Annotated in this window: 21 protein-coding genes, 1 tRNA gene and 1 riboswitch; of the genes, 9 read left to right on the top strand and 13 right to left on the bottom strand. The window is 69.1% G+C overall.

The genetic code is table 11. From position 1 onward, the window contains the following. Positions 1–159: a hypothetical protein gene (locus AB0B91_RS46705; RefSeq protein WP_214635370.1), complete on the top strand. Its 159-nt coding sequence runs from the start codon at positions 1–3 to the stop codon at positions 157–159. Continuing rightward, positions 156–728, top strand: a complete 573-nt coding sequence (locus tag AB0B91_RS46710; protein ID WP_358335271.1) for a gamma-glutamyl-gamma-aminobutyrate hydrolase family protein — start codon at positions 156–158, stop codon at positions 726–728. Before AB0B91_RS46705 ends, AB0B91_RS46710 begins: the two co-directional genes overlap by 4 nt. 145 nt (positions 729–873) lie before the next feature. On the opposite strand, the gene pknB is transcribed toward AB0B91_RS46710, so the two are convergent. The 7 genes from pknB to AB0B91_RS46745 all read right to left on the bottom strand — a co-directional run bounded on the left by pknB (position 874) and on the right by AB0B91_RS46745 (position 9,615). Beyond that, positions 874–2,724, bottom strand: coding sequence for a Stk1 family PASTA domain-containing Ser/Thr kinase (gene pknB, locus AB0B91_RS46715; RefSeq protein WP_358335274.1), 1,851 nt, complete (start codon positions 2,722–2,724; stop codon positions 874–876). 84 nt (positions 2,725–2,808) lie between these two features. Beyond that, a complete protein-coding gene (locus AB0B91_RS46720; protein ID WP_358335276.1) occupies positions 2,809–4,218 on the bottom strand; it encodes a protein kinase in 1,410 nt (469 codons plus the stop codon). A gap of 21 nt (positions 4,219–4,239) precedes the next feature. Further along, a complete protein-coding gene (locus AB0B91_RS46725; RefSeq protein WP_358335279.1) occupies positions 4,240–5,703 on the bottom strand; it encodes a penicillin-binding protein 2 in 1,464 nt (487 codons plus the stop codon). Further along, positions 5,700–7,091, bottom strand: coding sequence for an FtsW/RodA/SpoVE family cell cycle protein (locus AB0B91_RS46730; protein ID WP_358335282.1), 1,392 nt, complete (start codon positions 7,089–7,091; stop codon positions 5,700–5,702). Before AB0B91_RS46730 ends, AB0B91_RS46725 begins: the two co-directional genes overlap by 4 nt. Then, the gene (locus AB0B91_RS46735) at positions 7,092–8,387 is read right to left on the bottom strand and encodes a Stp1/IreP family PP2C-type Ser/Thr phosphatase (protein ID WP_358335285.1); all 1,296 of its coding nucleotides are present in this window, start codon (positions 8,385–8,387) and stop codon (positions 7,092–7,094) included. After that, positions 8,384–8,857: an FHA domain-containing protein gene (locus AB0B91_RS46740; RefSeq protein ID WP_358335288.1), complete on the bottom strand. Its 474-nt coding sequence runs from the start codon at positions 8,855–8,857 to the stop codon at positions 8,384–8,386. Before AB0B91_RS46740 ends, AB0B91_RS46735 begins: the two co-directional genes overlap by 4 nt. A gap of 17 nt (positions 8,858–8,874) precedes the next feature. Beyond that, the gene (locus AB0B91_RS46745; RefSeq protein WP_219537008.1) at positions 8,875–9,615 is read right to left on the bottom strand and encodes a DUF3662 and FHA domain-containing protein; all 741 of its coding nucleotides are present in this window, start codon (positions 9,613–9,615) and stop codon (positions 8,875–8,877) included. A gap of 202 nt (positions 9,616–9,817) precedes the next feature. On the opposite strand from AB0B91_RS46745, the gene AB0B91_RS46750 reads away from it, so the two are divergent. After that, positions 9,818–9,900: transfer RNA gene (locus AB0B91_RS46750), tRNA-Leu, on the top strand. Between the two features lie 359 nt (positions 9,901–10,259). Here the strand turns inward: AB0B91_RS46750 and AB0B91_RS46755 are convergent. Further along, positions 10,260–11,273, bottom strand: coding sequence for a hemolysin family protein (locus AB0B91_RS46755; protein WP_358335292.1), 1,014 nt, complete (start codon positions 11,271–11,273; stop codon positions 10,260–10,262). After that, the gene (locus tag AB0B91_RS46760; RefSeq protein WP_358335295.1) at positions 11,270–12,616 is read right to left on the bottom strand and encodes a hemolysin family protein; all 1,347 of its coding nucleotides are present in this window, start codon (positions 12,614–12,616) and stop codon (positions 11,270–11,272) included. The genes AB0B91_RS46755 and AB0B91_RS46760 overlap by 4 nt, the downstream gene beginning before the upstream one ends. 260 nt (positions 12,617–12,876) lie before the next feature. Here AB0B91_RS46760 and AB0B91_RS46765 point away from each other — a divergent pair, with 260 nt between their 5' ends. Beyond that, positions 12,877–14,154 carry an LCP family protein gene (locus tag AB0B91_RS46765; protein ID WP_358335298.1) on the top strand — a complete coding sequence of 426 codons (1,278 nt, stop codon included), beginning with the start codon at positions 12,877–12,879 and terminating at the stop codon, positions 14,152–14,154. Between the two features lie 46 nt (positions 14,155–14,200). Here the strand turns inward: AB0B91_RS46765 and AB0B91_RS46770 are convergent, their stop codons facing one another. Then, on the bottom strand, positions 14,201–14,857 hold the full coding sequence (locus AB0B91_RS46770; protein WP_358335301.1) for a GPP34 family phosphoprotein: 657 nt from the start codon (positions 14,855–14,857) through the stop codon (positions 14,201–14,203). A 23-nt stretch (positions 14,858–14,880) separates the two neighbouring features. Here AB0B91_RS46770 and AB0B91_RS46775 point away from each other — a divergent pair, with 23 nt between their 5' ends. Further along, positions 14,881–15,486, top strand: a complete 606-nt coding sequence (locus AB0B91_RS46775) for a transcriptional regulator (RefSeq protein ID WP_358335304.1) — start codon at positions 14,881–14,883, stop codon at positions 15,484–15,486. A 43-nt stretch (positions 15,487–15,529) separates the two neighbouring features. Next, positions 15,530–16,408: a DNA-formamidopyrimidine glycosylase family protein gene (locus AB0B91_RS46780; protein WP_358335307.1), complete on the top strand. Its 879-nt coding sequence runs from the start codon at positions 15,530–15,532 to the stop codon at positions 16,406–16,408. A 4-nt stretch (positions 16,409–16,412) separates the two neighbouring features. On the opposite strand, the gene AB0B91_RS46785 is transcribed toward AB0B91_RS46780, so the two are convergent. Continuing rightward, positions 16,413–17,834: an MFS transporter gene (locus AB0B91_RS46785; RefSeq protein WP_358335310.1), complete on the bottom strand. Its 1,422-nt coding sequence runs from the start codon at positions 17,832–17,834 to the stop codon at positions 16,413–16,415. Between the two features lie 76 nt (positions 17,835–17,910). On the opposite strand from AB0B91_RS46785, the gene AB0B91_RS46790 reads away from it, so the two are divergent. Both AB0B91_RS46790 and AB0B91_RS46795 read left to right on the top strand, forming a co-directional pair. Then, positions 17,911–18,345, top strand: coding sequence for a helix-turn-helix domain-containing protein (locus AB0B91_RS46790; RefSeq protein ID WP_358335313.1), 435 nt, complete (start codon positions 17,911–17,913; stop codon positions 18,343–18,345). Further along, positions 18,342–18,665, top strand: a complete 324-nt coding sequence (locus tag AB0B91_RS46795; RefSeq protein WP_358335316.1) for a rhodanese-like domain-containing protein — start codon at positions 18,342–18,344, stop codon at positions 18,663–18,665. The genes AB0B91_RS46790 and AB0B91_RS46795 overlap by 4 nt, the downstream gene beginning before the upstream one ends. Before the next feature lie 12 nt (positions 18,666–18,677). Here AB0B91_RS46795 and AB0B91_RS46800 read toward each other — a convergent pair whose 3' ends face one another. Further along, positions 18,678–18,998, bottom strand: a complete 321-nt coding sequence (locus tag AB0B91_RS46800) for a hypothetical protein (RefSeq protein WP_358335319.1) — start codon at positions 18,996–18,998, stop codon at positions 18,678–18,680. Positions 18,999–19,119: 121 nt separating this feature from the next. After that, a riboswitch (TPP riboswitch) is annotated at positions 19,120–19,232 on the top strand. On the opposite strand from AB0B91_RS46800, the gene AB0B91_RS46805 reads away from it, so the two are divergent. Next, positions 19,223–20,566 carry a cytosine permease gene (locus tag AB0B91_RS46805; RefSeq protein ID WP_358335322.1) on the top strand — a complete coding sequence of 448 codons (1,344 nt, stop codon included), beginning with the start codon at positions 19,223–19,225 and terminating at the stop codon, positions 20,564–20,566. It overlaps the preceding riboswitch by 10 nt. Before the next feature lie 29 nt (positions 20,567–20,595). Here AB0B91_RS46805 and AB0B91_RS46810 read toward each other — a convergent pair whose 3' ends face one another. Continuing rightward, positions 20,596–21,162 carry a methylated-DNA--[protein]-cysteine S-methyltransferase gene (locus tag AB0B91_RS46810; protein ID WP_358335325.1) on the bottom strand — a complete coding sequence of 189 codons (567 nt, stop codon included), beginning with the start codon at positions 21,160–21,162 and terminating at the stop codon, positions 20,596–20,598. Positions 21,163–21,210 lie beyond the last annotated feature (48 nt).

Below are 21,210 nucleotides of genomic sequence, written 5' to 3' on the forward strand. Positions count from 1 at the left end.
ATGTACGGATGGCTCTGGCGCAGCCTGCCGGGCGGCACGGGCGCCAAGCTGCTGGCGGCCGCCGTGCTGGTCGCCGTGGCGGTGGCCGTACTCTGGTATGCCGTGTTCCCGCTTCTCGAACCCGCGGTGACGCTCGACGAGGTGACCGTACGAAAATGACCCGCGTGCTGGTCGTGGACAACCATGACAGCTTCGTCCACACCATCGTCCAATACCTGCGCGAGCTGGGCGCCACGTGCGAGGTGCGCCCGCGCGACGACGTCTGTGTGAGCGACGCCGACGGCTTCGACGGCGTCCTGGTGAGCCCGGGTCCCGGCACGCCGGAGGCGGCGGGCGTGAGCGTCCCCCTGGTGCGTCACGCGGCCCTGCGTGGCCTGCCGCTGCTCGGGGTCTGCCTCGGGCACCAGGCGATCGGCCTGGCCTACGGTGCCACCGTGTCGCGGGCGCCGGAGCTCGTCCACGGCCGGACCAGCGCGGTGTCGCACGACGGGCTCGGGGTGTTCGCCGGCCTCCCCTCACCGGTGCGGATGACCCGCTACCACTCGCTGGCCGTACGGCCCGACACGGTGCCCGCCGAGCTCGACGTGACCGCGCACACCGCCGACGGCGTCATCATGGGCCTGAGGCACCGTACGGCGCCCATCGAGGGCGTGCAGTTCCATCCCGAGTCCGTGCTGTCGGAGCATGGCCACCAACTGCTCGGCAACTGGCTGCGCGGGATCGTGTAACGCTCGCCCGCCGCCGGACGACAGACAGATGAGCGTCCCCGCCGTTGCCCCCGAGCGGCGGGGGCGCTCTTTTACGTTCCCAGCCCTGATACGCCAGAGCCGCCCTCCCGGTGCGGGAGGGCGGCCCTGGAGGGCGGCTAGGGGGTCAGCCCAGGTCGCCGTCGTCGATCGGTGAGTCGTCGGTCGGCTCCGTGTCCGTGGGCTCTTCCGTAGGCTGCTGCGGGTCGCCCGTGGGCTCGGCCGTCGGTTGCGGGTCCTGCGTCGGCTGTTGCTCGGGACCCGTGGAGACCACGATCGTCACGGTGGTGCCGGGGTTGACCTTGGCGCCGGCTTCGGGGCTCTGCTGGATGACCGTACCCTGCGGCTGGTCGCTCGGCTGCGGGTCCACCTTTGCCTTGAAGCCCGCTCCCCTGAGCGTCTTGACGGCTTCCGACTGGGTCAGACCGATCACGCTGGGGATGTCGGACAGAGCCTTGGGCACGTAAAGGATGACGGTGCCGTCCTTCTCGACCTCCTCGCCGGCCTTGGGGTCGGTCTCGATGACCCGGTCCTGCGGCTTGCTCGAGGTCTTGGTCTTGACCGTGCCCGTCAACCCGGCCTTTTCGAGGAGTGCGTTGGCTTCCTCGGTCGTGGCGCCGACGAGACCGTCGGGGACCTTCACCTTCGGCGGCCCCTTGGACACGATCAGCTTGACCGTGGAGTCCTTCGGGACCTCGGTGCCCTCGACGGGATCGGTCTTGATCACCGTGCCCTTGTCGAACTCGGCGTTGGCCTCCTGCACCACCTCGGGCTTCAGGCCCAGAGTGGTGAGCTGGGCCTGGGCGGCCTTCCAATTCTGCGTGGCGAGCGAGGGGATCTTGATCTGCCCGGTGGGCTTGTCGCCGCCGCTGCTGAACACCGCGTAACCGATGCCGACGAACGCCCCGATGATCAGCAACGGGACGATGATCCAGGCCGCGGTCTTGAGCGCCTGGTTGCCGCCGCTGTTGGACGCCCGCCGCCGGCCGCCACGGCCGGTGTGCCCGTCCTCGTACTCGTACGGCGGGACCGCCCGGGTGCCCTGAGTGGCCGGGCCGGTGGCGGCCTGGGTCGCCGTCATCATGCGGGTGCCCGCGCCGTAGTTGCTGGTCATCGCCATCGTCTGGGCGTCGACCGGCTGGCCGGACATCGCCCGCTGGATGTCGGCCCGCATCTCGCCCGCGTTCTGGTAACGGTGCGCGGGGTCCTTGGCCATGGCCTTCAGCACGATCGCGTCGCACCACGCGGGGATCTCGGGGTCGATCTGCGACGGCGGGATCGGCTCCTCACGCACGTGCTGGTAGGCGATCGCCACCGGGGAGTCGCCGGTGAACGGCGGCTGGCCGGTGAGCAGTTCGTAGAACACGCAACCGGTGGAGTAGATGTCGCTGCGGGCGTCGACCCGCTCACCGCGGGCCTGCTCGGGCGACAGGTATTGGGCGGTCCCTATCACCTGCGCGGTCTGCGTCATCGTCGCGGCCGAGTCGGCCATCGCGCGGGCGATGCCGAAGTCCATCACCTTGACGTCGCCGTTGCGGGTGATCATGACGTTGGCGGGTTTGATGTCGCGGTGGACGATGCCGCCGCGGTGGCTGTAGTCGAGCGCCCGCAGGATGCCGTCGACGAGCTCGGCCGCCCGTTCCGGCAGCAGCCGGCGGTCGGCCCGCAGCAGGTCGCGCAGCGTCCTGCCGTCGACGTACTCCATCACGATGTAGGGCACCGGGGCGCCCTCGCTGACGTCCTCGCCGGTGTCGTAGACCGCGACGACGGCCGGGTGGTTCAGCGAAGCCGCGGACTGCGCCTCACGCCGGAAACGGGCCTGGAAGGTGTGATCGCGCGCCAAATCCGAGCGGAGAGTCTTGATCGCGACTATGCGGTCCAGCCGGATGTCTCGGGCGCGATAGACCTCGGCCATGCCGCCGCGCCCGACGACGCCGTCGAGCTCGTAGCGACCTCCGAGTCGCCGAGGCTGAGTCATTTCCTGCACTGTCCCTTACCGTTCATCTTGGGTACCGGCCTGCTCGGGGGGGACGCCGGTGTCCATCATCGACCCCGTGGCGCATCACGTCTTCTCCTTCGGCGGGTTTGTTACCCCGGGGTCAGGCGAAGCGCTTGGTGTCGGACTTTTCGGTGTCGTGGTGGGCGTTGGGGTTGGTGTGGGAGTCGGTGTCCGGGTGGTCGGCGTCGGCTTGGGGGTTGGCTTCTTCGTTGGACTTGCCGACACGCTTACCGTAGCCGACCGTGAGGGTACCGGCCTCTTCGACTTCACCGTAATCACGGGCGGTCGCCGAGTGTGAGGCTTGGCCCGAGGAGACTTCGAGGTCGGAGCCGTGCTCGCCGACTCCGACGGGTCGGCGACGCTGGGCGGGCCGGGCACGGCGTCGCGTTCCATGAACGTGAAGGCGCCGAGCCCGACGGCGGCGGCGCATCCCGCGCTGGCGACCAGCGCCATCGTCAGCCTGCCCCTGCGGCGGCGGGGTCCGGTGACCGAGCCGGTGGGCGGCGCGTACATCGTGGCCGCGTGGTCGGCGGACAGCGCGGACGCCTTGCCGTAGGGCTCGCCCGCCGCGGCGGTGACGTGGTCGGTGGTGCGTTCGGCCGCCGGCTGCCGGACCCGGAAGCCCGCCGGGTCGGTGAGCATGCTGAGCTCGGTGGCCGATCTGTTGCCGGCCAGTGACTCGCGCAGCATGTGGGCGCGGTCGGCGACGTCCATCGCCGAGGCCGGCCGGTGCCGCGGGTCCTTGATCAGCAGCGTCATGACCAGCTCGCGCACCGCCGTGGGCACGTCGGCGCCGAGCGGTGGCGGCGGCTCGTTGAGATGCATGAGCGCGATCGCCACCTGGCCCTCGGCCCGGAACGGCGTGCGCCCCGACAGGCACTCGTAGGCCACCACGCCCAGCGAGTAGAGGTCGGTCGAGGGGGTGAGCGGCAGGCCCTGCGCCTGCTCCGGGCTGACGTATTGGGCGGTGCCGAGCACGGTGCCCGTCAGCGTCACCGGAGCCGCCTCCACGGCGCGGGCGATGCCGAAGTCGGTCACCTTGATGGTGCCCTCGGATGTGACGAGCAGGTTGCCCGGCTTGATGTCGCGGTGGATGACCCCCGCCGAGTGGGCGGCGTGCAGCGCCTTGGCCGTCTGGTGCACGACGTCGAGCGCCACTTCGGGGCCGAGCGCGCCGTTGCGGGCCAGGATGGCGGACAGCGGCTCGCCGTGCACCAGCTCCATCACGAGGTAGGCCAGGTCGCTCTGCTCGCCGTAGTCGAAGATCTGCGCGATGCCGGAGTCGCCCAGGGCGGCCGTGATCCTGGCCTCGTTGCGGAAGCGGCTGCGGAAGGTGGGGTCGGCCTGGATGTGGCTGCGCAGCACCTTGACGGCGACCTCGCGGCCGAGGAGCTCGTCCCGGGCACGCCAGACGTCCCCCATACCGCCCGAGGCGATGCGGGAGAGCAGAAGGTAGCGGTTACCGAGCCGCATGATCCAGCAGCGTAGCGGTCATCACTTGTTCAGCACCGCCTCCATGATGGCTTTGCCGATCGGCGCGGCGGTGTGGCCGCCCGTCGCCTCGGCGCCGACGTTGGCGGCGCCCGACTCGACGATGATCGCGACCGCGACCTGCGGGTCATTGGCCGGCGCGAAGCTGATGAACCAGGCGTGCGGCGGCTGCCCGTCGGCCGTCTCCGCGGTGCCGGTCTTGCCCGCCACCTCGACGCCGGGGATCTGGGCCAGGTTGGCGGTGCCGTTGTTGACGACGCTGACCATCATCTCGCGCAGCTTGCCCGCCGTCTCGGAGCTGACCGCCTCCGACCACTCCTCGGGCTCGGCGTCCTGGATCGAGTCGCCCTTGGAGTCAGTGATCTTGTTGACCAGGTACGGCTTCATGACCTTGCCGTCATTGGCGATGCCCGCCGCGATCATGGCCATCTGCAGCGGGGTCATCTGGTTGCTGCGCTGGCCGATGGAGGCCATGGCGAGGGCCGCCTTGTCCTCCTCCTTGCCGAAGGAGCTCTGGGCCACCGACATGGGGATGGCGAGCTGCTTGCCCATCCCGAACTTCTCCGCCTGCTCCTGCATCTTGTCGTAGCCGAGCTCCATGCCGATCTTGCCGAACGGCGTGTTGCAGGACTTCTCCAGCGCGTAGACCAGCGGGACCTGTCCGGCACCGCAGGCCGCGCCGCCGTAGTTGGGCAGGCTGATGTTGGTGCCGGGCAGTGGGAGGCGCTGTGGGGCGTCCATGACCGTCTGGGGGCCGCGGCTGGAGTCGTCCTCCAGGTACGCCGCCGCGGTCACCACCTTGAACGTGGAGCCGGGCGGGTAGGTGCGGTCGGTGACGCGGTTGAGCAGCGGCTGGCCCTTGTCCTTGGCCAGCTCGTCATAGCGGGGGAACACCTTGCCCTTGTCGGTGCCCGACAGTTCGGCCGGCTCGTAGGTGGGCAGCGACACCATCGCCAGGATCGCCCCGGTCTTCGGGTCGAGAGCGACGGCCGCGCCGCGCTTGCCGCTCTCGCGCAGCGCGTCATAGGCCGCCTTCTGGGCCTTCGGGTTGATCGTCACGTCGACATTGGCGCCCTTGGTGGGCTCGCCGGTGAACAGGTCGATGCTCCGGCGCAGCAGCAGGTCGGGGCTGGAGCCGTCGAGCAGTTTGTTCTCGGACCGCTCGATCTGCGACGCGCTCTCCGGCGAGAAGAAGCCGGTGACGTGGGCATAGAGCTTGCCGTCGGGGTACTTCCGGAGGAAGCGGAAGTCGCCTTCCTTCTGCTCCACCGACTGCGCCAGGATCACCTTGCCGCCGGCGGTGATGCGGCCGCGCTCGACGGCGTAGCGGTCGTAGTAGTTGCGCGTGTTGCGGGCATCGCTGCTATAGGTTTCGGCCCGCCCGACCTGCAGGATGTTCACGTTGATCATCAGGAGCGCGAACATGGCGAGGCAGGCCACGGCCACGCGCTTCAGAGTGCCGTTCATCGCTGGAACACCTGCGTCATTCCTTCGTTCTGGATCGCCTGGGGCGGAGGCTGGCGCGCCGCGTCCGACATGCGTACCAGCAGCGCGATAAGGATCCAGTTAGCCAGCAGCGCCGAGCCGCCCTGGGACATGAACGGGGTCACCAGACCGGTCAGCGGGATCAGGTTGGTCACGCCGCCGACGATGATGAACACCTGCCAGGCGAGGATGAACGACAGCCCGCCCGCCAGCAGCTTGGAGAAGGGGTCGCGGGCGGCCAGCGAGGTGCGCAGCCCGCGCTCGACGATCAGCGCGTAGACCATCAGCAGCGCCATCAGCCCGGTCAGCCCGATCTCCTCGCCGGTGGCGGGGAAGATGAAGTCGGAGAAGGCCAGCGGGATCAGATCGGGATGGCCCTGGCCCAGGCCGGTGCCCATGATGCCGCCGGCGCCCAGCCCGAACAGGCCCTGCATGATCTGGTAGCTGCCACCGAACTGGCGGTCGTAGAACACCGGGCTGCTCGGGTCGAGCCAGACGTCGAACCGGTCGCCCACGTGGCTGAAGATCTGCCCGGCCAGCCACGCGCCGCCGACGAAGAGCAGGACGCCGATCAGCACCCATGAGGTGCGCTGCGTGGCGACGTAGAGCATCACCACGAACGCCCCGAACAGCAGCAGGGAGGAGCCCAGGTCCTTCTGCATGACCAGCACGCCGATGGCCACCACCCAGGTGATGATCACGGGGCCGAGGTCGCGGGCTCTGGGCAGGTCGATGAAGAGCAGCCGCCGCCCGGCCAGCGCCAGCACGTCGCGCTTGGCGACCAGGTAACCGGCGAAGAAGATGACCAGCGCGATCTTGGCGAACTCCGCGGGCTGGATGCTGAAGACGCCGGAGATCCCGATCCAGATGCGCGCGCCGTTGATCTCCTGGCCGACCACGGGGAGCAGCGGCGAGACGAGCAGGCCCAGCCCGATCAGCCCCGCGGTGTAGGTCATCCGCTGCAGCATGCGCTGGTCGCGCAGCACGATCAGCGTCACCGTGAAGAGCACGACGCCCGCGCCGGTCATGACGATCTGGCTGGTGGCCGACGCGCCGGCCTGGAGCTTGGAGCCGGAGTTCTCCAGCCGGTAGATCATGACCAGGCCGAGCCCGTTGACCAGCGTCACGAGAGGAAGGATGAGGGGGTCGGCCCACGGCGCCCACTTGGCGAGCACCAGGTAGGCGGCCAGCATCAGACCGCCCAGGCCCAGGCCGTACGTCAGCATGCCGGCCGGGATCGTGCCGTTGAGCCCCAGCCCGACGTTGGCATAGGCGCCCATGACGATCGCGACCGCGAAGGCCAGCATGGCCAGCTGGGCCCCCCGCCGCTTGGCCGGCATCAGGACAGGTGCTTCCGCCACTTCACTCATCTACTGCGGCTTCGCCTTCGTCTTCGTCGCGCTCGGGGTGGCCGAGGCGCTCGCGCTCGGGGTGGCCTTCTGCTCCGTCGGCTCGGCCGTGGCCTTGAAACCGTTGATGCGGGTCACGCCCTCCGCCACGGTCTTGACATCGATGCCGCCCTTGATCAGCGCCTGGTCGGGCTCGGAGAGCTGGGAGAGCGGCTTTCCGGAGTGCTGCGCGACCGAGAAGAACTGAAACGGCCCCACCTCCTGGCGGATGCCCCGGAACACGACCACCTCGTCGCCCTTGGCCCCGACGAAGAACTGGTCCTGAGTCCACTGCCAGCCGAAATAGCCGCCGACGCCGATGGCGACGACGGCCACGCCCAGCACCGAGACCAGCAGGGGCCACACCCGGCGCCGTTTGACCGGCCGCCGGGCCGACTGTGGGCCCGAATCTTCGAAGTCGTCCTCGGTCAGCACCGGCTGGGGCGCGGTCACCGCTCCGGCCCGTCCCGGCGAGGTGTCGTGAGCGTCGTGCCGCAGGCGGTTCATGCCCGCCGCCCCGACGATCGCCACCTCGGCGGGCACCTGCTGCCCGTCGGTGAGCTCCACCACGTCTGCCAGGACGCAGGTGATGTTGTCGGGCCCGCCGCCTCTGTTGGCCAGGTCGATGAGCTGGCGCACGACCTCTTCCGGGTCGTCGATGTTCGTCAGCGTGGCGTGCAGTGTCTCCGCGCTCACCACTCCGGACAGCCCGTCGGAGCAGAGGAGGTAGCGGTCGCCCACCTGCGCTTCGCGCAACGTGAGATCGGGATCGACCTCGCCGCTCCCGTCGAGTGCCCGCAGCAGGATCGAGCGCTGCGGGTGCGTCGCCGCCTCCTCCGGTGTGATGCGCCCGTCGTCGACCAGTTGCTGCACCAGTGTGTGATCGTGGGTGATCTGGTAGAGCTCCCCGCGTCTGAGCAGGTAGGCGCGCGAGTCGCCGACATGCACCAGGGCCACCGAGGTGCCGTGCCAGAACATGGCGGTCAGCGTGGTGCCCATGCCCTTGAGGCTGGGATCCCGCCCCACCATCTCGTGCAGCTTGCGGTTGGCGTCGCGTACCGCTGCCTCGATGGCGTTGAGCAGGTCACCACCCTGTTGAGCCTCTTCGAGAGAGGCCATTGCGGCGATGGCGACAGAACTTGCCACCTCACCGTGTGCGTGTCCGCCCATACCGTCGGCGACGGCTAGCAGGCGGCCGCTTGCGTACGCCGAGTCCTCGTTCCCTTCGCGGAGGAGGCCGACGTCCGAGCGGGCGGCGTAGCGGAGTGCGATGGTCATTTGCGCAATTCAATGACTGTCTTGCCGACGCGGATCGGAACACCGAGCGGCACCGGGGTCGGGCGGGTGACTTTTGAGCGGTCGAGGTACGTGCCGTTGGTCGAACCGAGATCTTCCACGATCCACTGACCGTCCTGAGGGAAGAGCCGGGCATGCCGGCTGGAAGCGTAGTCGTCTGTGACTACCAGCGTGGCGTCGTTCGCCCGGCCAATGGTGATGGGCGTCTCCGTGAGATTAATGGTGGTGCCTTGCAGCGGGCCACCCGTCACAACGAGCTGGCGTGGCTCGCCCTTCTTATTCTTCGGCTTAGCCGCCGGTTTGGTGGGCTTGATACCACCCTTGCGTGGACCCGCGGGGGCCGTACGTGATCCGAACAAGTCAGTCCGGATCACGCCGACTGCGGCAATGACGAAGAACCACAGCACAGCCAGGAAGGCGAGCCGGATCAGCAGCAGCGTGAGCTCGGACATGGACCGTTTGTCTACCCCTAATCGCGCCGGAACACCAGAGTCGTGCGCCCCAGGGTCACTCGCGTGCCGTTCTGGAGCTCGACTCTGCGTACCGGCTGGCCATTGACGAACGTGCCGTTCGTCGATCCGAGATCGACTAGGGCGACTTGCTGACCCTCGACGCGAATCTCCGCGTGGTGGCGAGAGACGCCGGGGTCGACGAGACGAAGATCGCAGTCGGTGCCCCTGCCCAGCAAGGTCACCGGAGTGGTGAGCTCGTAGGAGCGGTCGCCCTGCGGATCGTCCTGAGTGGACACGAGCAGCCGGGGCCGCCCGTTGAAGGCATTGGGCCTGGATGGTGGCAGATCACTCGCCGGCTGGCGAATCTCGTCCTGCTCCACAGTGGCGCCGCGGATGACCCCCGACCTGATGCGGAACAACCCCACTGCCAGGTCGGCGGCGGTCTCGAAACGGACCCGGACCGGTCCCACGAAGGAGTAGCCCTGTTCTTTGGCGTACTCCCTGGCGAGGTTGGCCAGCTCGTGGCTGATGCTGTCGGCATAGACCTCAAGCCGCTCGCTGTCAGTCGTGGACAGCTCAACCACGAAGTCGTTTGGCACGAGCGTCCGACCTTGAGCGACGATAGCCGCGCGCTCATCCATCTCCCGCTGAACCGCGCTGGCGACCTCGACCGGCTGAAGGTCAGATTTGAACGCCCGCGCAAAGGCCCCCTCAACCAAGCCTTCGAGCCTTCGCTCGAAGCGCTGAAGGACTCCCACCGGGTACCTCCCTTCCTCCGTGCATATGATCGCGGCCACCGGACGCGCCCAACGCGCCTGGCCTCCGCTCGTCCCACGTCGCGGGGTGGTCCCGGCGCTCGTCAGCTGTCGCGCCCAGCTCCTCCGCTCCCGTGTCTTATGCGATCGTATCCGGGTTCAGTACCAGGGGCTGTTCCGTGCTACTGTTTCTCCGCACCCACAAGGGCGGGTGGCGGAACGGCAGACGCGCACGGTTCAGGTCCGTGTGTCCGAAAGGACGTGAGGGTTCAAATCCCTCCTCGCCCACTCGGTGACAGGGGACCCATGGTCGCGACCCTCACGGGATCGCTTCCCTCGGTCCCCTCGTCGTTTACACCGGGGGATGACCCCCGGACCCCCAGCGTTAGACCCGCTGGTGGTTGATCTCTCGTATGAGAGTTCGGACCTCCAGCGTTAGGCCCGCTGGTGGTTGATCTCTCGTATGAGAGTTTGCCTTCCTTTAGCGCAGATCCACACTGGCGAAGTGTGCCCCGGTTCGCAAGAGCCGGGGCTTCTTCTTTTTTGGGAATCTCGTGGGTGGCGTTTGGAAGGTAGGGCCGGCCGGTTGCAGTTCGCTTTCGGATTGCTTTCCGGCCGGGTGTGTGTTTTTGGCCACACCTGTGGGGCTAGGCGGCTATTGCTCGGGTGTCTAGGAGCTCGTTGAGTAGGTCGGTCAGGCTTACCATGCCGATGATCTTGCCGGCCTGGGTGACCAGGGCTAGGTGGGCGTGCGCCTCCTGCAGTGCTGTCACTGCTTCGGGGGCTTGGGTTACGCAGGGCAGCTTAGGGACTGGGCGGGCCAGTTCGGTTGCTGTGCGGTTGGGGTGGATCAGGGCGTCTCGGGCGTGGAGGACGCCTTGTACGTCGTCTCTAGCGCCCACCAGGAGCCTTAGGTGGCCGCTCTCCGCTGCCGCTTGTCTGATTTCTTTGGCGTTGGCCGATGGTGGGACGGTGACGAAACGGTCTACCGGGACCATGAGGCGTTCTATGCCTTCTGCCTGTAGGCGGAGGGCTCTTGTGAGGAGGTCGTGTTCTTCTCTGTCCAGGAGGCCCATTCGGCCTGATTCGCCGACCAGCATGGCCAGCTGGCGGGGGGTTCTTGTTGTTGCCAGTTCGTCTCTTGGGCTTACGCCGAACAGGCGGAGGATCACGTTGGTCAGGCCGTTGAGTGTTGACAGCAAGGGGCGCATCAGCCAGGTGAAGCCGCGGAAGGGCAGCGTCAGGAGGAGGGCCGCTCGCTCTGGGTGAGTCAGTGCCCAGGACTTGGGGGCCATTTCGCCTATCACCATGTGGAGGAACGTCACCAGCGCTAGGGCGATGGTCAGTGCGATGGGCATTCGCATGGATGCTGGTATGCCGACTGCGGCGAAGACCGGTTCCAGGAAGTGTTCGATCGCCGGCTCTGTCACCTGGCCCAGGGCCAGTGTGCAGAGGGTGATGCCTAGTTGGGCGCCGGCCAGCATCAGGGAGAGGCGTCGGCCGCCGCCTACCGCTGACTTTGCGGCGATGCGGACCAGGCGGTTGCCGTTGGCGGCCATCTCCTCCAGGCGGTGGCGTTTGGCGGAGACGAAGGCGAACTCCGCTGCCACGAACAGTGCGTTGAGCAGTAGCAGCACCAGGCTGATCAGGATCATCGTCATCGGGCCGCCTCCGCGTGTTGGAACGGTGCCAGCCGTACTCTTTCGGGCACGCGGCGGTTGAGCGACAGGACGGTGAGTTCGGCCAGGTGCTCCTGCTCGTCCTCGGCGAACGGGTCCAGCTCCGGGATGACGGGCACGGTCACGGTGTCGCCGGGTTCGGGCATGCGCCCGAGTTTGGCGAGGACCAGCCCGGCGAGCGTGTCGTAGTCGTCGCTCTCGGGCAGTGAGACGCCGGTGGCCCGCTCGACCTCGTCGAGCCTGAGCCGGCCCGGCACCTCCCAGATGCCGCCCGGCTGCTCGACGGCGCCGTCGGGCTCCGGGTCGTTCTCGTCGATGAGCTCGCCGACCAGTTCCTCCGCGAGGTCCTCGACGGTGATGACGCCGGCGAGGCCGCCGTACTCGTCGATGACGCAGACGAGGTCGTCCTTGGACGAGCGCATCTCGTTCAGTACGGCGGGCAGCGGCAGCGAGTCGGGCACCAGCACCGCGGGGTGGGTGATGCCGATGATCGGGCCGTCGTCGAGACCGGAGGTGATCAGCTCGCGCACGCCCGTCACGCCCACCACGTCGCCGTCGGCGCCGAGCACCGGGTAGCGGGAGTGGCCGCACTCGCGGATGACCTCCACGAGGTCGGAGACCGGCTGCGAGTCGCGGACCACGACCACGCGCGGGCGCGGGACCATGATCTCCTCCGCGGTGCGGTCGCCGAACTCCAGCGCCCGCTCCAGCAGCTCCGACAGCCGCGGGGGCAGCTCGCCCGCCAGGGTGGACTCGGCGATGATCCGCGAGAGCTCCTCGGGGGTCGCGCCGTGCTCCACCTCCTCGACGGGCTCGATGCCGACGCGCCTGAGCAGACCCGTGGCCGCCGAGTCGAACAGCCGGACCACCGGGCCGACCACGGCGAGGTAGGCCAGCGTCGATCCGGCGAGGAACTTGGCGACGGGCTCCGGACGGGCGATGCCGAGGTTCTTGGGCGCCAGCTCACCGAGGACCATCTGTACGACGGTCGCGACGAACACACCGATGGCCACGGACAGGCCGGTGACGACCCCCTCGGGCAGACCGGTGTCCGTCAGCCATGGGCCGACGATCGTCGCGATGGCGGGCTCGGCCAGGAACCCGACCAGCAGCGCGGTGACGGTGATGCCGAGCTGCGCGCCGGAGAGCATGAAGGAGAGGCGGGAGGTCACCTGGAGCGCCTTCTCCGCGGCCGGATCGCCGGCGGCGGCCTGCTCACGCAGGAGGCCGCGGTCGGCGGCGACGAAGGCGAACTCCTGCGCGACGAAGTAGCCTGTCGCGGCGGTGAGCAGGAAGAGGGCCAACAGCCCGAGATACGCGCTCACCGTGGTGAGCTCCGGAAAGATGTGTTCTCAGGGGATCCCGTGCGTGTGCACGGGCGAATATTCCATGGGTCCGGGGCGGACACGATCATCCCTTCGATGGCGGAAGTCCATAAACCGTAACGATGGGGTTGGCAGCAATGTTTCCGAAGTGACGCTCCGCTAGTTCTGCGTACTTTTCCGTGGGAAAACCTTGGTGAGACGTCTTCACTGGTGGGGGGTTGGACGTAGCGTCTATGACAACCGAAGGGGAAAGAGGTCAAGTGTCTGAGGAAGACCGGACGCGAGCCATGCGCTCGCCGGGCGATGGCCGCCCGCTGCCCGGCAGGAACGCTGACGGCCCGCGCTCAGGTGGTGCTCCCGCGCATCGGATCCCGTCGGCTCAGCAGGTTCCGCCGACGGCCCAGCAGGCGCCGCCGACGAACCTGCCCGCCGAGCCGGTCTCCGACGCGCCGCGCGCCGGCAGCTCGCGCGTGTACGGCCGGCAGCGCTCGGGCGGCAGCCCGATCAAGCCGTTCACACCCAAGAGGGGCTCGTCTCCGTCGGACCCGTCGGACCCGTCAGGACCCAAGCCGCCGCGCAGGCGGATCAAGGGCCGGACCATCCTGGCGATCGTCGCCGCCGTGGTGGCGCTGCTGCTCGTGGTGGGCGTCGGCATGTTCTTCTGGATCGACTCGCGGCTGACCGGGATCCCCGGCGTGCTCGAGGACTACACGGGCCGTCCCGCCGACACCCCGGGCACCAACTGGCTGCTCGTCGGCTCCGACAGCCGCAAGGGCCTGTCGGCGGCCGACCGCAAGAAGCTCGCCACCGGCCGCGCGGCCGGCCAGCGCACCGACTCGATGATGCTGCTGCACATCCCGGCGGGCAGCGACAAGCCGACCCTGGTCAGCCTGCCGCGTGACTCGGCGGTCACCATCCCCGGCAAGGGCCGCAACAAGCTCAACGCCGCGTACGCCTTCGGCGGGCCCAAACTGCTGGCCCAGACGGTCGAGACCGTCACCGGGGTGCACGTCGACCACTACATGGAGATCGGTTTCGCCGGGTTCGTGGAGATCGTCGACGCGGTCGGCGGCGTCGAGATCAACGTCCGCGCCGCGGTCGACGACCCCAAAGCCGGGCTGAAGCTCAAGAAGGGCGTCCAGCTGCTGACCGGCGGGCAGGCGCTCGGCTACGTCCGTACCCGCAAGGGCGGCGCGCTGCCCGACTTCGAGCGGACCAAGCGCCAGCGCCAGTTCCTCGGCGCGGTCGTCAAGAAGGCCGCCAGCCCCGGCGTGCTGATCAACCCGTTCACCTCGATCCCGCTGGCCATGAGCGCCACCGACGCGGTCGCCGTCGATGAGGACACGGGCGCGTTCGACATGCTGTCACTGGGCCTGGCCATGGGCGACAGCCCGGTGACCACGGTCGTGCCGTTCGGCGGCAACGAGATCGCGGGCGGCGGCAGCGCGGTCAAGTGGGACAAGGAGAAGGCCCTGGCCCTGTTCAACGCGCTCAAGGAGGACAAGCCGGTGCCGAAGGACATTCTCGACGCCGGCTGACCCCGCGACTCCGGACGGTCCGGTACGGCTTGCCGTACCGGACCTTTCAGTTACCTGAGGTGGTGGCAGAGCCGATGGCGGCGCTCGTGGCGGCGATGACGAGGACCGAGTTGATCGCGGCGATCGTCTTGGCCACCGCGTCGCCCGCCCACTCGCCCTCGGCGATCTCCTTGACGCGTTTCCTGCTCGCCCCAGGGAACGCCTTGCGGTCGAGCTTGGCCGCGTACATGACGGCGATGAGCACCGCGGTGCGCGCGTCGGGCTCCGCGCCCGCCAGCACGTCGCCCACGCGCTGCCTGACCTCCGCCTCGACGCTGCCGTCGGCCTCCGGCCAGCGGGTGGTGGGGAAGATGGCGAGCACCCGGCCGCGCTCCTCGGTCAGCACGCCCGCCTCAGCGAGCCGGGTCAGCAGCCGCCTGCGCAGCTTGGTGGAGTGGAGCTTCTGGACCCACCAGTCGGGCTTGCGCTCCTTGCCCTCCTCCGCGATGCGGGTCAGCGCCGCGTCGAGCTCGTCGTCGCCCAGCGGGGTGGCGTTCGCGACCGACACCTTCTTGCCGGACAGGGCCACCCGCTCGTTCACTGCCAGCTCCGCCAGGATCGCGCCGCCGAGGGCCGGATCGAGCTGGGTCGAGCCGATCAGCTGCTTGCCCTCCTCCTCGCTGTAGGCGAGCAAGAGCAGTTCTTCCGCGATCGTGACACTCATCCTTTGACACTAACGTGCCGTTCATGGGTATCTCGGAGAAGCTGCACGCGGTGGGACGCCCCCTCCTCGACGCGCAGCTCGCGCATCCCACCGTGGTGGGCATCGGGCGCGGTGATCTGGCGGAGCCGGTGTTCCGGTCGTGGCTGGAGCAGGACTACCTGTTCCTGCTGGACTACGTGCGGGTGTTCGCGCGGCTGGCCTGGCAGGCGCCGGCCGCGCATCTGGGCGACCTCGTGGACCTGGCGCACGCGACCTTCCACGACGAGCTGAGCCTGCACCGGGAGCTGTCGGCCCCGTTCGGGGCGGACCTCGAGAACGCGCGCAAGGGGCCGGCGTGCGCGGCCTACACGGCGTTCCTGCTGGAGTCGGCCGCCGACTACGGCGAAGGGCTGGCGGCGCTTTATCCGTGTATGTGGGGATATTCGGAGCTTGGTCGGCTGCTGGCGGAGAATCTGCCCGCCGAGCCACGCTACCGCCGGTGGGTGGAGACGTACGCCGATCCCGGCTTCGCGGCGCTGACCGTGCGGATCGCCGAGATGATCGATGAGGCCGCCCCGGAGCCCGCGCGCGCCGAGGCGCTGTTCATCGAGGGCATGGCGCACGAGCTGGCGTTCTGGGACGTTCCGTAGTTGTCCACAGGCTGTGGACGACTACGGAACGTACCCTGGTGGCATGCCGGAACTCCCCGAAGTGGAATCGCTCGCCGGTTTCCTGCGCCAGCGGGCGGTTGGTCGTACGGTCCTGGGTGTCGACGTGGTCGCCTTCTCGGCGCTCAAGACGTTCGACCCGCCGGTCACCGCGCTCGGCGGGCTGACCATCACGGGCGTGGCGCGGCACGGCAAGTTCCTCGACCTCGACTGCGACGGGCTGCACCTGGTCATCCACCTGGCCCGCGCGGGGTGGCTGCGCTGGCGCGAGGACCTCTCGGGCGCGAAGCCGGTCCGGCCGGGCAAGGGCCCGCTGGCGGTACGGGTCCGGCTGGCGCCCGACGACGAGGGGCTGGCGCCCGGGTTCGAGCTGACCGAGGCGGGAACGCAGAAGCGCCTCGCCGTCTATGTCACCAAGAATCCGGATGACGTGCCGGGTGTCGCCGCCCTCGGGCCCGACCCCCTCGACGACGCCTTCACCGTGGCCGCGCTCAAGGCCATCCTGGGCGGCAGCCGCACCCAGGTGAAGGGCCTGCTGCGCGATCAGAAGGTCATCGCGGGGATCGGCAACGCCTACTCCGACGAGGTGCTGCACGCGGCCAAGATGTCCCCGTTCAAGATTGCCGCCACCCTCACCGACGCCCAGATCGCCGACCTGCACGAGGCCATCGTCACCACACTGCGCGAGGCGGTCGAGCGGGCGCACGGCCTGGCCGCCAAGGACCTCAAGGCGGAGAAGAAGTCCGGCCTGCGCGTGCACAATCGCGCCGGTCAGGCCTGCGACGTCTGCGGCGACACGATCCGTGAGGTGTCCTTCGCGGACTCCGCGCTCCAGTACTGCCCCACCTGCCAGACAGGCGGCAAGCCGCTCGCCGACCGCCGCCTGTCCCGCCTGCTGAAGTAACGCTTCACGCCCTGGCGGCGACGGGCTCCTCGGCCTCTCCGGCCTGGCCGGTGGGGGCGGCCGGTCGGCGGCGGAGCCCGGTGGCGATGACGAGCGCGGCGACCGCTGTGGCGGCCACGGGCACCAGCAGCGCCGTCCTGATGGCCGCCAGCCCGGCCTCGGCGGAGGTCGCGTCGCCGAGCGCCGCCACGCTGACGGCCGTGACCATCGACAGCCCGAGTGCCGCGCCGAACTGGAAGGCGGTGTTCAGCAACCCGCCGGCCAGCCCCTGCTCGTCCTCCGCGATGCCCTCCGTCGCGACGATCGTGAGCGGGCCGTACACGAAGGCGAACATCAGCCCGATCATCAGCATCGACGGCAGCATGGCCGCGTACGACCAGTCCATCCCGACTCCCACGAACAGGCCGTAAGCCGCCAGCCCGGACAGCAGGCCGCCGAAGATCACCCGGGCGTTGCCGTACCTCTGCACCAGCCAGGGGGTCAGCGTGGGCGCGAGCACCACGTCGGCGGCGGCGGCGAGCAGGGCCAGGCCGGTCTGGACGGTGGACCAGCCGCGCAGCTCCTGCAGGTACAGCGTGATGAGGAACTGGAAGCCGAAGAACGACGCGGTGAGCAGCAGCGCCGTCAGGTTGGCGCGCACCAGCGGCGCGGAGCGCAGGACGCCGAGACGGACGAGGGGCGTGGCCGCCCGCCGTTCGATCGCCACGAACGCCGCCAGCAGCGCCAAGCCTCCGGCGAACGCGGCGACGGTCCAGCCAGGGCCGTCGGCGGGGTGCTCCAGCCGTACCAGGCCGTAGACCAGCAGCGTCATCGCGCCGGTGATGGTCGCCGCCCCCGCCAGATCGACGCCGCCCGCGGGCCGGGGCGTGTGCTGCTCCTTCAGCACCGGGACGGCGATGATCAGGATCGTCAGCGACAGGATGACCGGCGCGAAGAAGACCCAGCGCCAGCCGATCGAGCTCAGCAGGCCGCCGACCACCAGCCCGAGCGCGAACCCGGCCGCGGCCGTCCCCGCGTAAACGAGCAGCGCGCGGTTGCGCTGCCTGCCCTCGGGGAAGCTGGTGGTGATCAGCGACAGTCCGGCGGGCATCATGAACGCGGCCGCGACACCGGTGAAGAACCTGGCGACCAGCAGCACCCACCCCTCGGTCGCGAACCCGCCCAGCCCGGAGAACACCACGAACACGCCGAGCCAGAGCAGGAACATCCTGCGCCTGCCCAGCAGGTCGGCCGCCCGGCCGCCGAGCAGGATGAAACCGCCACAGCCCAGGACGTAGGCGCTCACCACCCCGCTCAGCATGCCCGTGGACAGCCCCAGATCCGCCCTGATCGACGGCAGGGCCACGTTCAGCATGGCCACGTCGGTGCCCTCGATGAAGACGGCTCCGCACAGCACGATCAGCATGCCCCAAGCGCGTTTGGACATGATCAACCCCCGGTTACTTATCGGCATCTCGGTTATCTCTTGTAACCGTGCAAATCATCCGGCAGCATGAGATCCCATGGAAGACGGCACTTCTAAGTCACCCGGTTACTGCGAGGTCACCGTGGACGACGACTACGACGTGCGGCAGTGGGACACCAGGGAGGACTGCGAGGTCCGGCAGATACTCGACCGTGTCGCCGACAAGTGGTCGCTGCTGGTCATCGCGCTGCTCGACTGCCAGAGCCTGCGCTTCACCCAGTTGCGCCGCGAGATCGACGGCGTCAGCCAGCGGATGCTCAGCGTGACCCTGCGTCACCTGGAGCGTGACGGCCTGGTCAGCCGTACGGTCCATCCCGTGGTGCCCCCGCGGGTCGACTACGCGCTCACGCCGCTCGGCCGGACCCTGCACCAGACGATCAAGAGCCTGGTCACCTGGACCGAGGAGCACCAGCAGGAGATCGCCCAGGCGCGTGCCGTCTACGACGAGCGACGCGAGATGATGGAGGCATGACGGTTCCAGAGATCCCGGCCAGCGACGTTCCCACCGACGGTTACCTGCTCGACGTGCGGGAGCAGGACGAATGGGTGGCCGGGCACGCGCCCGAGGCAGTGCACATCCCGATGACGCAGATCCAGGGGCGGGTCGAGGAGGTGCCCGGCGACCGGACCGTCTACGTGGTCTGCCGGGTCGGCGGCCGCTCGTTCCAGGTCGCGGCCTGGCTCAACCAGCTCGGGCGCGAGGCCGTCAATGTCGACGGCGGCATGCAGTCTTGGGCGGGCGCGAGCCGTCCGATGGTCAGCGAGACGGGACACCCGCCGTTCGTCGCCTGACGGATTACCTGATCAGTACTTCTTGATGTCCCAGGCGTGGCCGACGGCGTTGCGCTTACCGGGGCATACAGCGACGGATTGCCCCTCGGTACCACCGGTGACCGGCCTCCACGGACCCTTCACCTTCTTGGTGGTCGAGCCGCTGGGACACGTGGCTATGGCCTGCACATACCCCGAGCCTCTGTCGCAGCTGGCCCACGTCTTGTAGGGCTGGTAGTAGATACCGCTGTGGCAGCCGGAGGGCACCGGTTCGGCCAGCGCGGTGCCCGGCGCGAGCGGGATGACGGTCGCGGCGGCCGCGGCCACCACGAGGGACATGATCGTCTTTTTCATGGCGGCGATCTTACTGGGATGAACCGCCCTTATATGGCTTTTCGGACGATCACGTACGAGGGGTGTGAGACCCCCCTGTGGTCAGTCACCTCCTCATAGGGCAAGATGAGGGCGCAAACTGCACAACTGACGCGGGAGCTTGGGGCAACCAGGCTGAGAGGGCAACTACCGCTGTTGCCGACCGCTTGAACCTGTCCGGGTAATGCCGGCGTAGGGAGTGAGCGATGACACATGTCGTTGACGAAGTTCCGCTGACCCTCGAGGGAACTCCCCCAAAGACGCTCGGGCTGCTCGACCAGGGTGCCCTGTGGGCGAACCTGGCCGTGAGCCTGCTGGGGTTCAGCGGAGCGCTGCTTCTGCTCAACCCGCTCGGCGGGGCTCCGCTCACCCTGACCGCCGCCCTGGTGGCCACGCTGGTCGGCAGTCTGGTCGGCAGCGCCATGGTGGGGTTGGCGGCCGTTCCGGGCACGCAGACCGGGCGACCGGCGATGGTGCTGCTGCGCGGGTTGTTCGGGGCGCGGCTGTCGTACCTCCCGACCGTGCTCAACATCATCCAGATGATCGGGTGGGGCGCCTTCGAGCTGTGGGTGATCTCCAAGGGCGCCATGGCCATCTTCGGTGACGCCGTGCCGTACCAGGCGTGGGTGGTGGTGGCGGGGGTGCTGACCACGTCGCTGACCATCTGGCCGCTCGGGTCGATCCGGCTGCTGCGGCGTTACGTCACCATCGGGGTGATCATCTCGCTCATCTGGTTCGCGGTGGCGTTCCTGTCGAAGGCTCCGCCGCAGAGCGGTGGGTCGTGGGCGGCGTTCGCGCCCGCGGTCGACTACGTCATCGCGCTGTCGGTCTCGTGGGTGCCGATCGCGGCCGACTTCGCCCGGCACTCCAGGTCGAGCCGGGCGGCCTTCACCAGCGTGGTCGGCGGCTACACGCTGGCGCAGGTCGCCTGCCTGGGGCTGGGCGTGTACGCGGTGGCGATCGCCGGGTCCGCCGCGGTGGAGGCCGACGGCACGGCCGTGTTCGGGCCGTTCGTCGCGGCGCCGCTGGGGGCGCTGTTCTTCGCGATCCTGGTGCTGCGGGAGGCCGACCAGTCGTTCGCGAACGTCTACTCCACGACCATGTCGCTGCAGAACCTCATGCCGCGCGTCGACCGGCGGGTCATCTCGATCGCCATCGGCGTGCTGACCACCGGCATCGCGCTCGTGGTCGACGTGAACTCGTACGGGACGTTCCTGGGGGTGATCGGGGCGGTGTTCGTGCCGATGTTCGCGGTGCTGGCGGTCGACTACTTCCTGCTCGGCGGGCACTCGCGGTGGAACACCGAGGAGAACGCGCCCGCCCGCTGGTCCATGCTGGTGCCCTGGGCGCTCGGCTTCGTGGCGTACTGGCTGACCACCTCCACGCCCACGGTCCCGGCGTGGGACCACCTCTGGGCGGCGGTGCGTACGGCCATCGGGTTCACCCGGCAGCCGTGGATGAACGGCGCGCTCGGCGCGGCCCTCGTGGCGGCGCTGGTGACGCTGGCGATCGGCGCGGCGGCAAGGCGCACGTCGGCCACCCGCCGCTGAGCACGGGCCTCAGGCTTCGTGTACGGGCGTCAGGCGCGCGAGCGCTGCTCGACGTTGAGGAGGTGGCGTTTGGCCGCCTGGCCGCCCGCGTAGTCGCCGAGCTCGCCGTCGCCCGGCACGATCCGGTGACAGGGCACGATCACGCAGACGGGGTTGGCGTTGAGGGCGTTGCCGACCGCGCGGAGCGCGCGTGGCCGTCCGATGCTCTCGCCGATCTCGTCCAGGGTCGCGGTCTCCCCGTAAGGCACGGCCATCGTCTTCTGCAGCACCGTGCGCGCGAACGTCGTGGCGATGGACAGGTCGACCGGCGTGGCGAAGGCCCGCAGGCGGCCGGAGAAGTAGGCGTCCAGCTCCCTGCGCACCGGGTCGAGCCGCCCGGGGTCGGGCCCGACGAACGCGCCGACATGCCTGACGACCAGCTCGAAGACGACCTCCTCGGCCTCGAAACTGCAGGCCACGACGCCCTTGCCGCTCACCGCCAGCACCAGCCGGCCGACCGCGCCGTCATAGGTGCCGAACGCCACATCGGGCGGCACCTCGCCGCGGTAGGTGGCGGAGGTCACCCGCAGCAGGGCATCGAGATCGCCACTCGACATACCCGTCACCCTCTTCCCCCGCCTGGAAAGGCCGTGCCCGCAGCGTAT

This window comes from Nonomuraea sp. NPDC049141, assembly GCF_040648415.1.
GTDB lineage: Bacteria > Actinomycetota > Actinomycetes > Streptosporangiales > Streptosporangiaceae > Nonomuraea.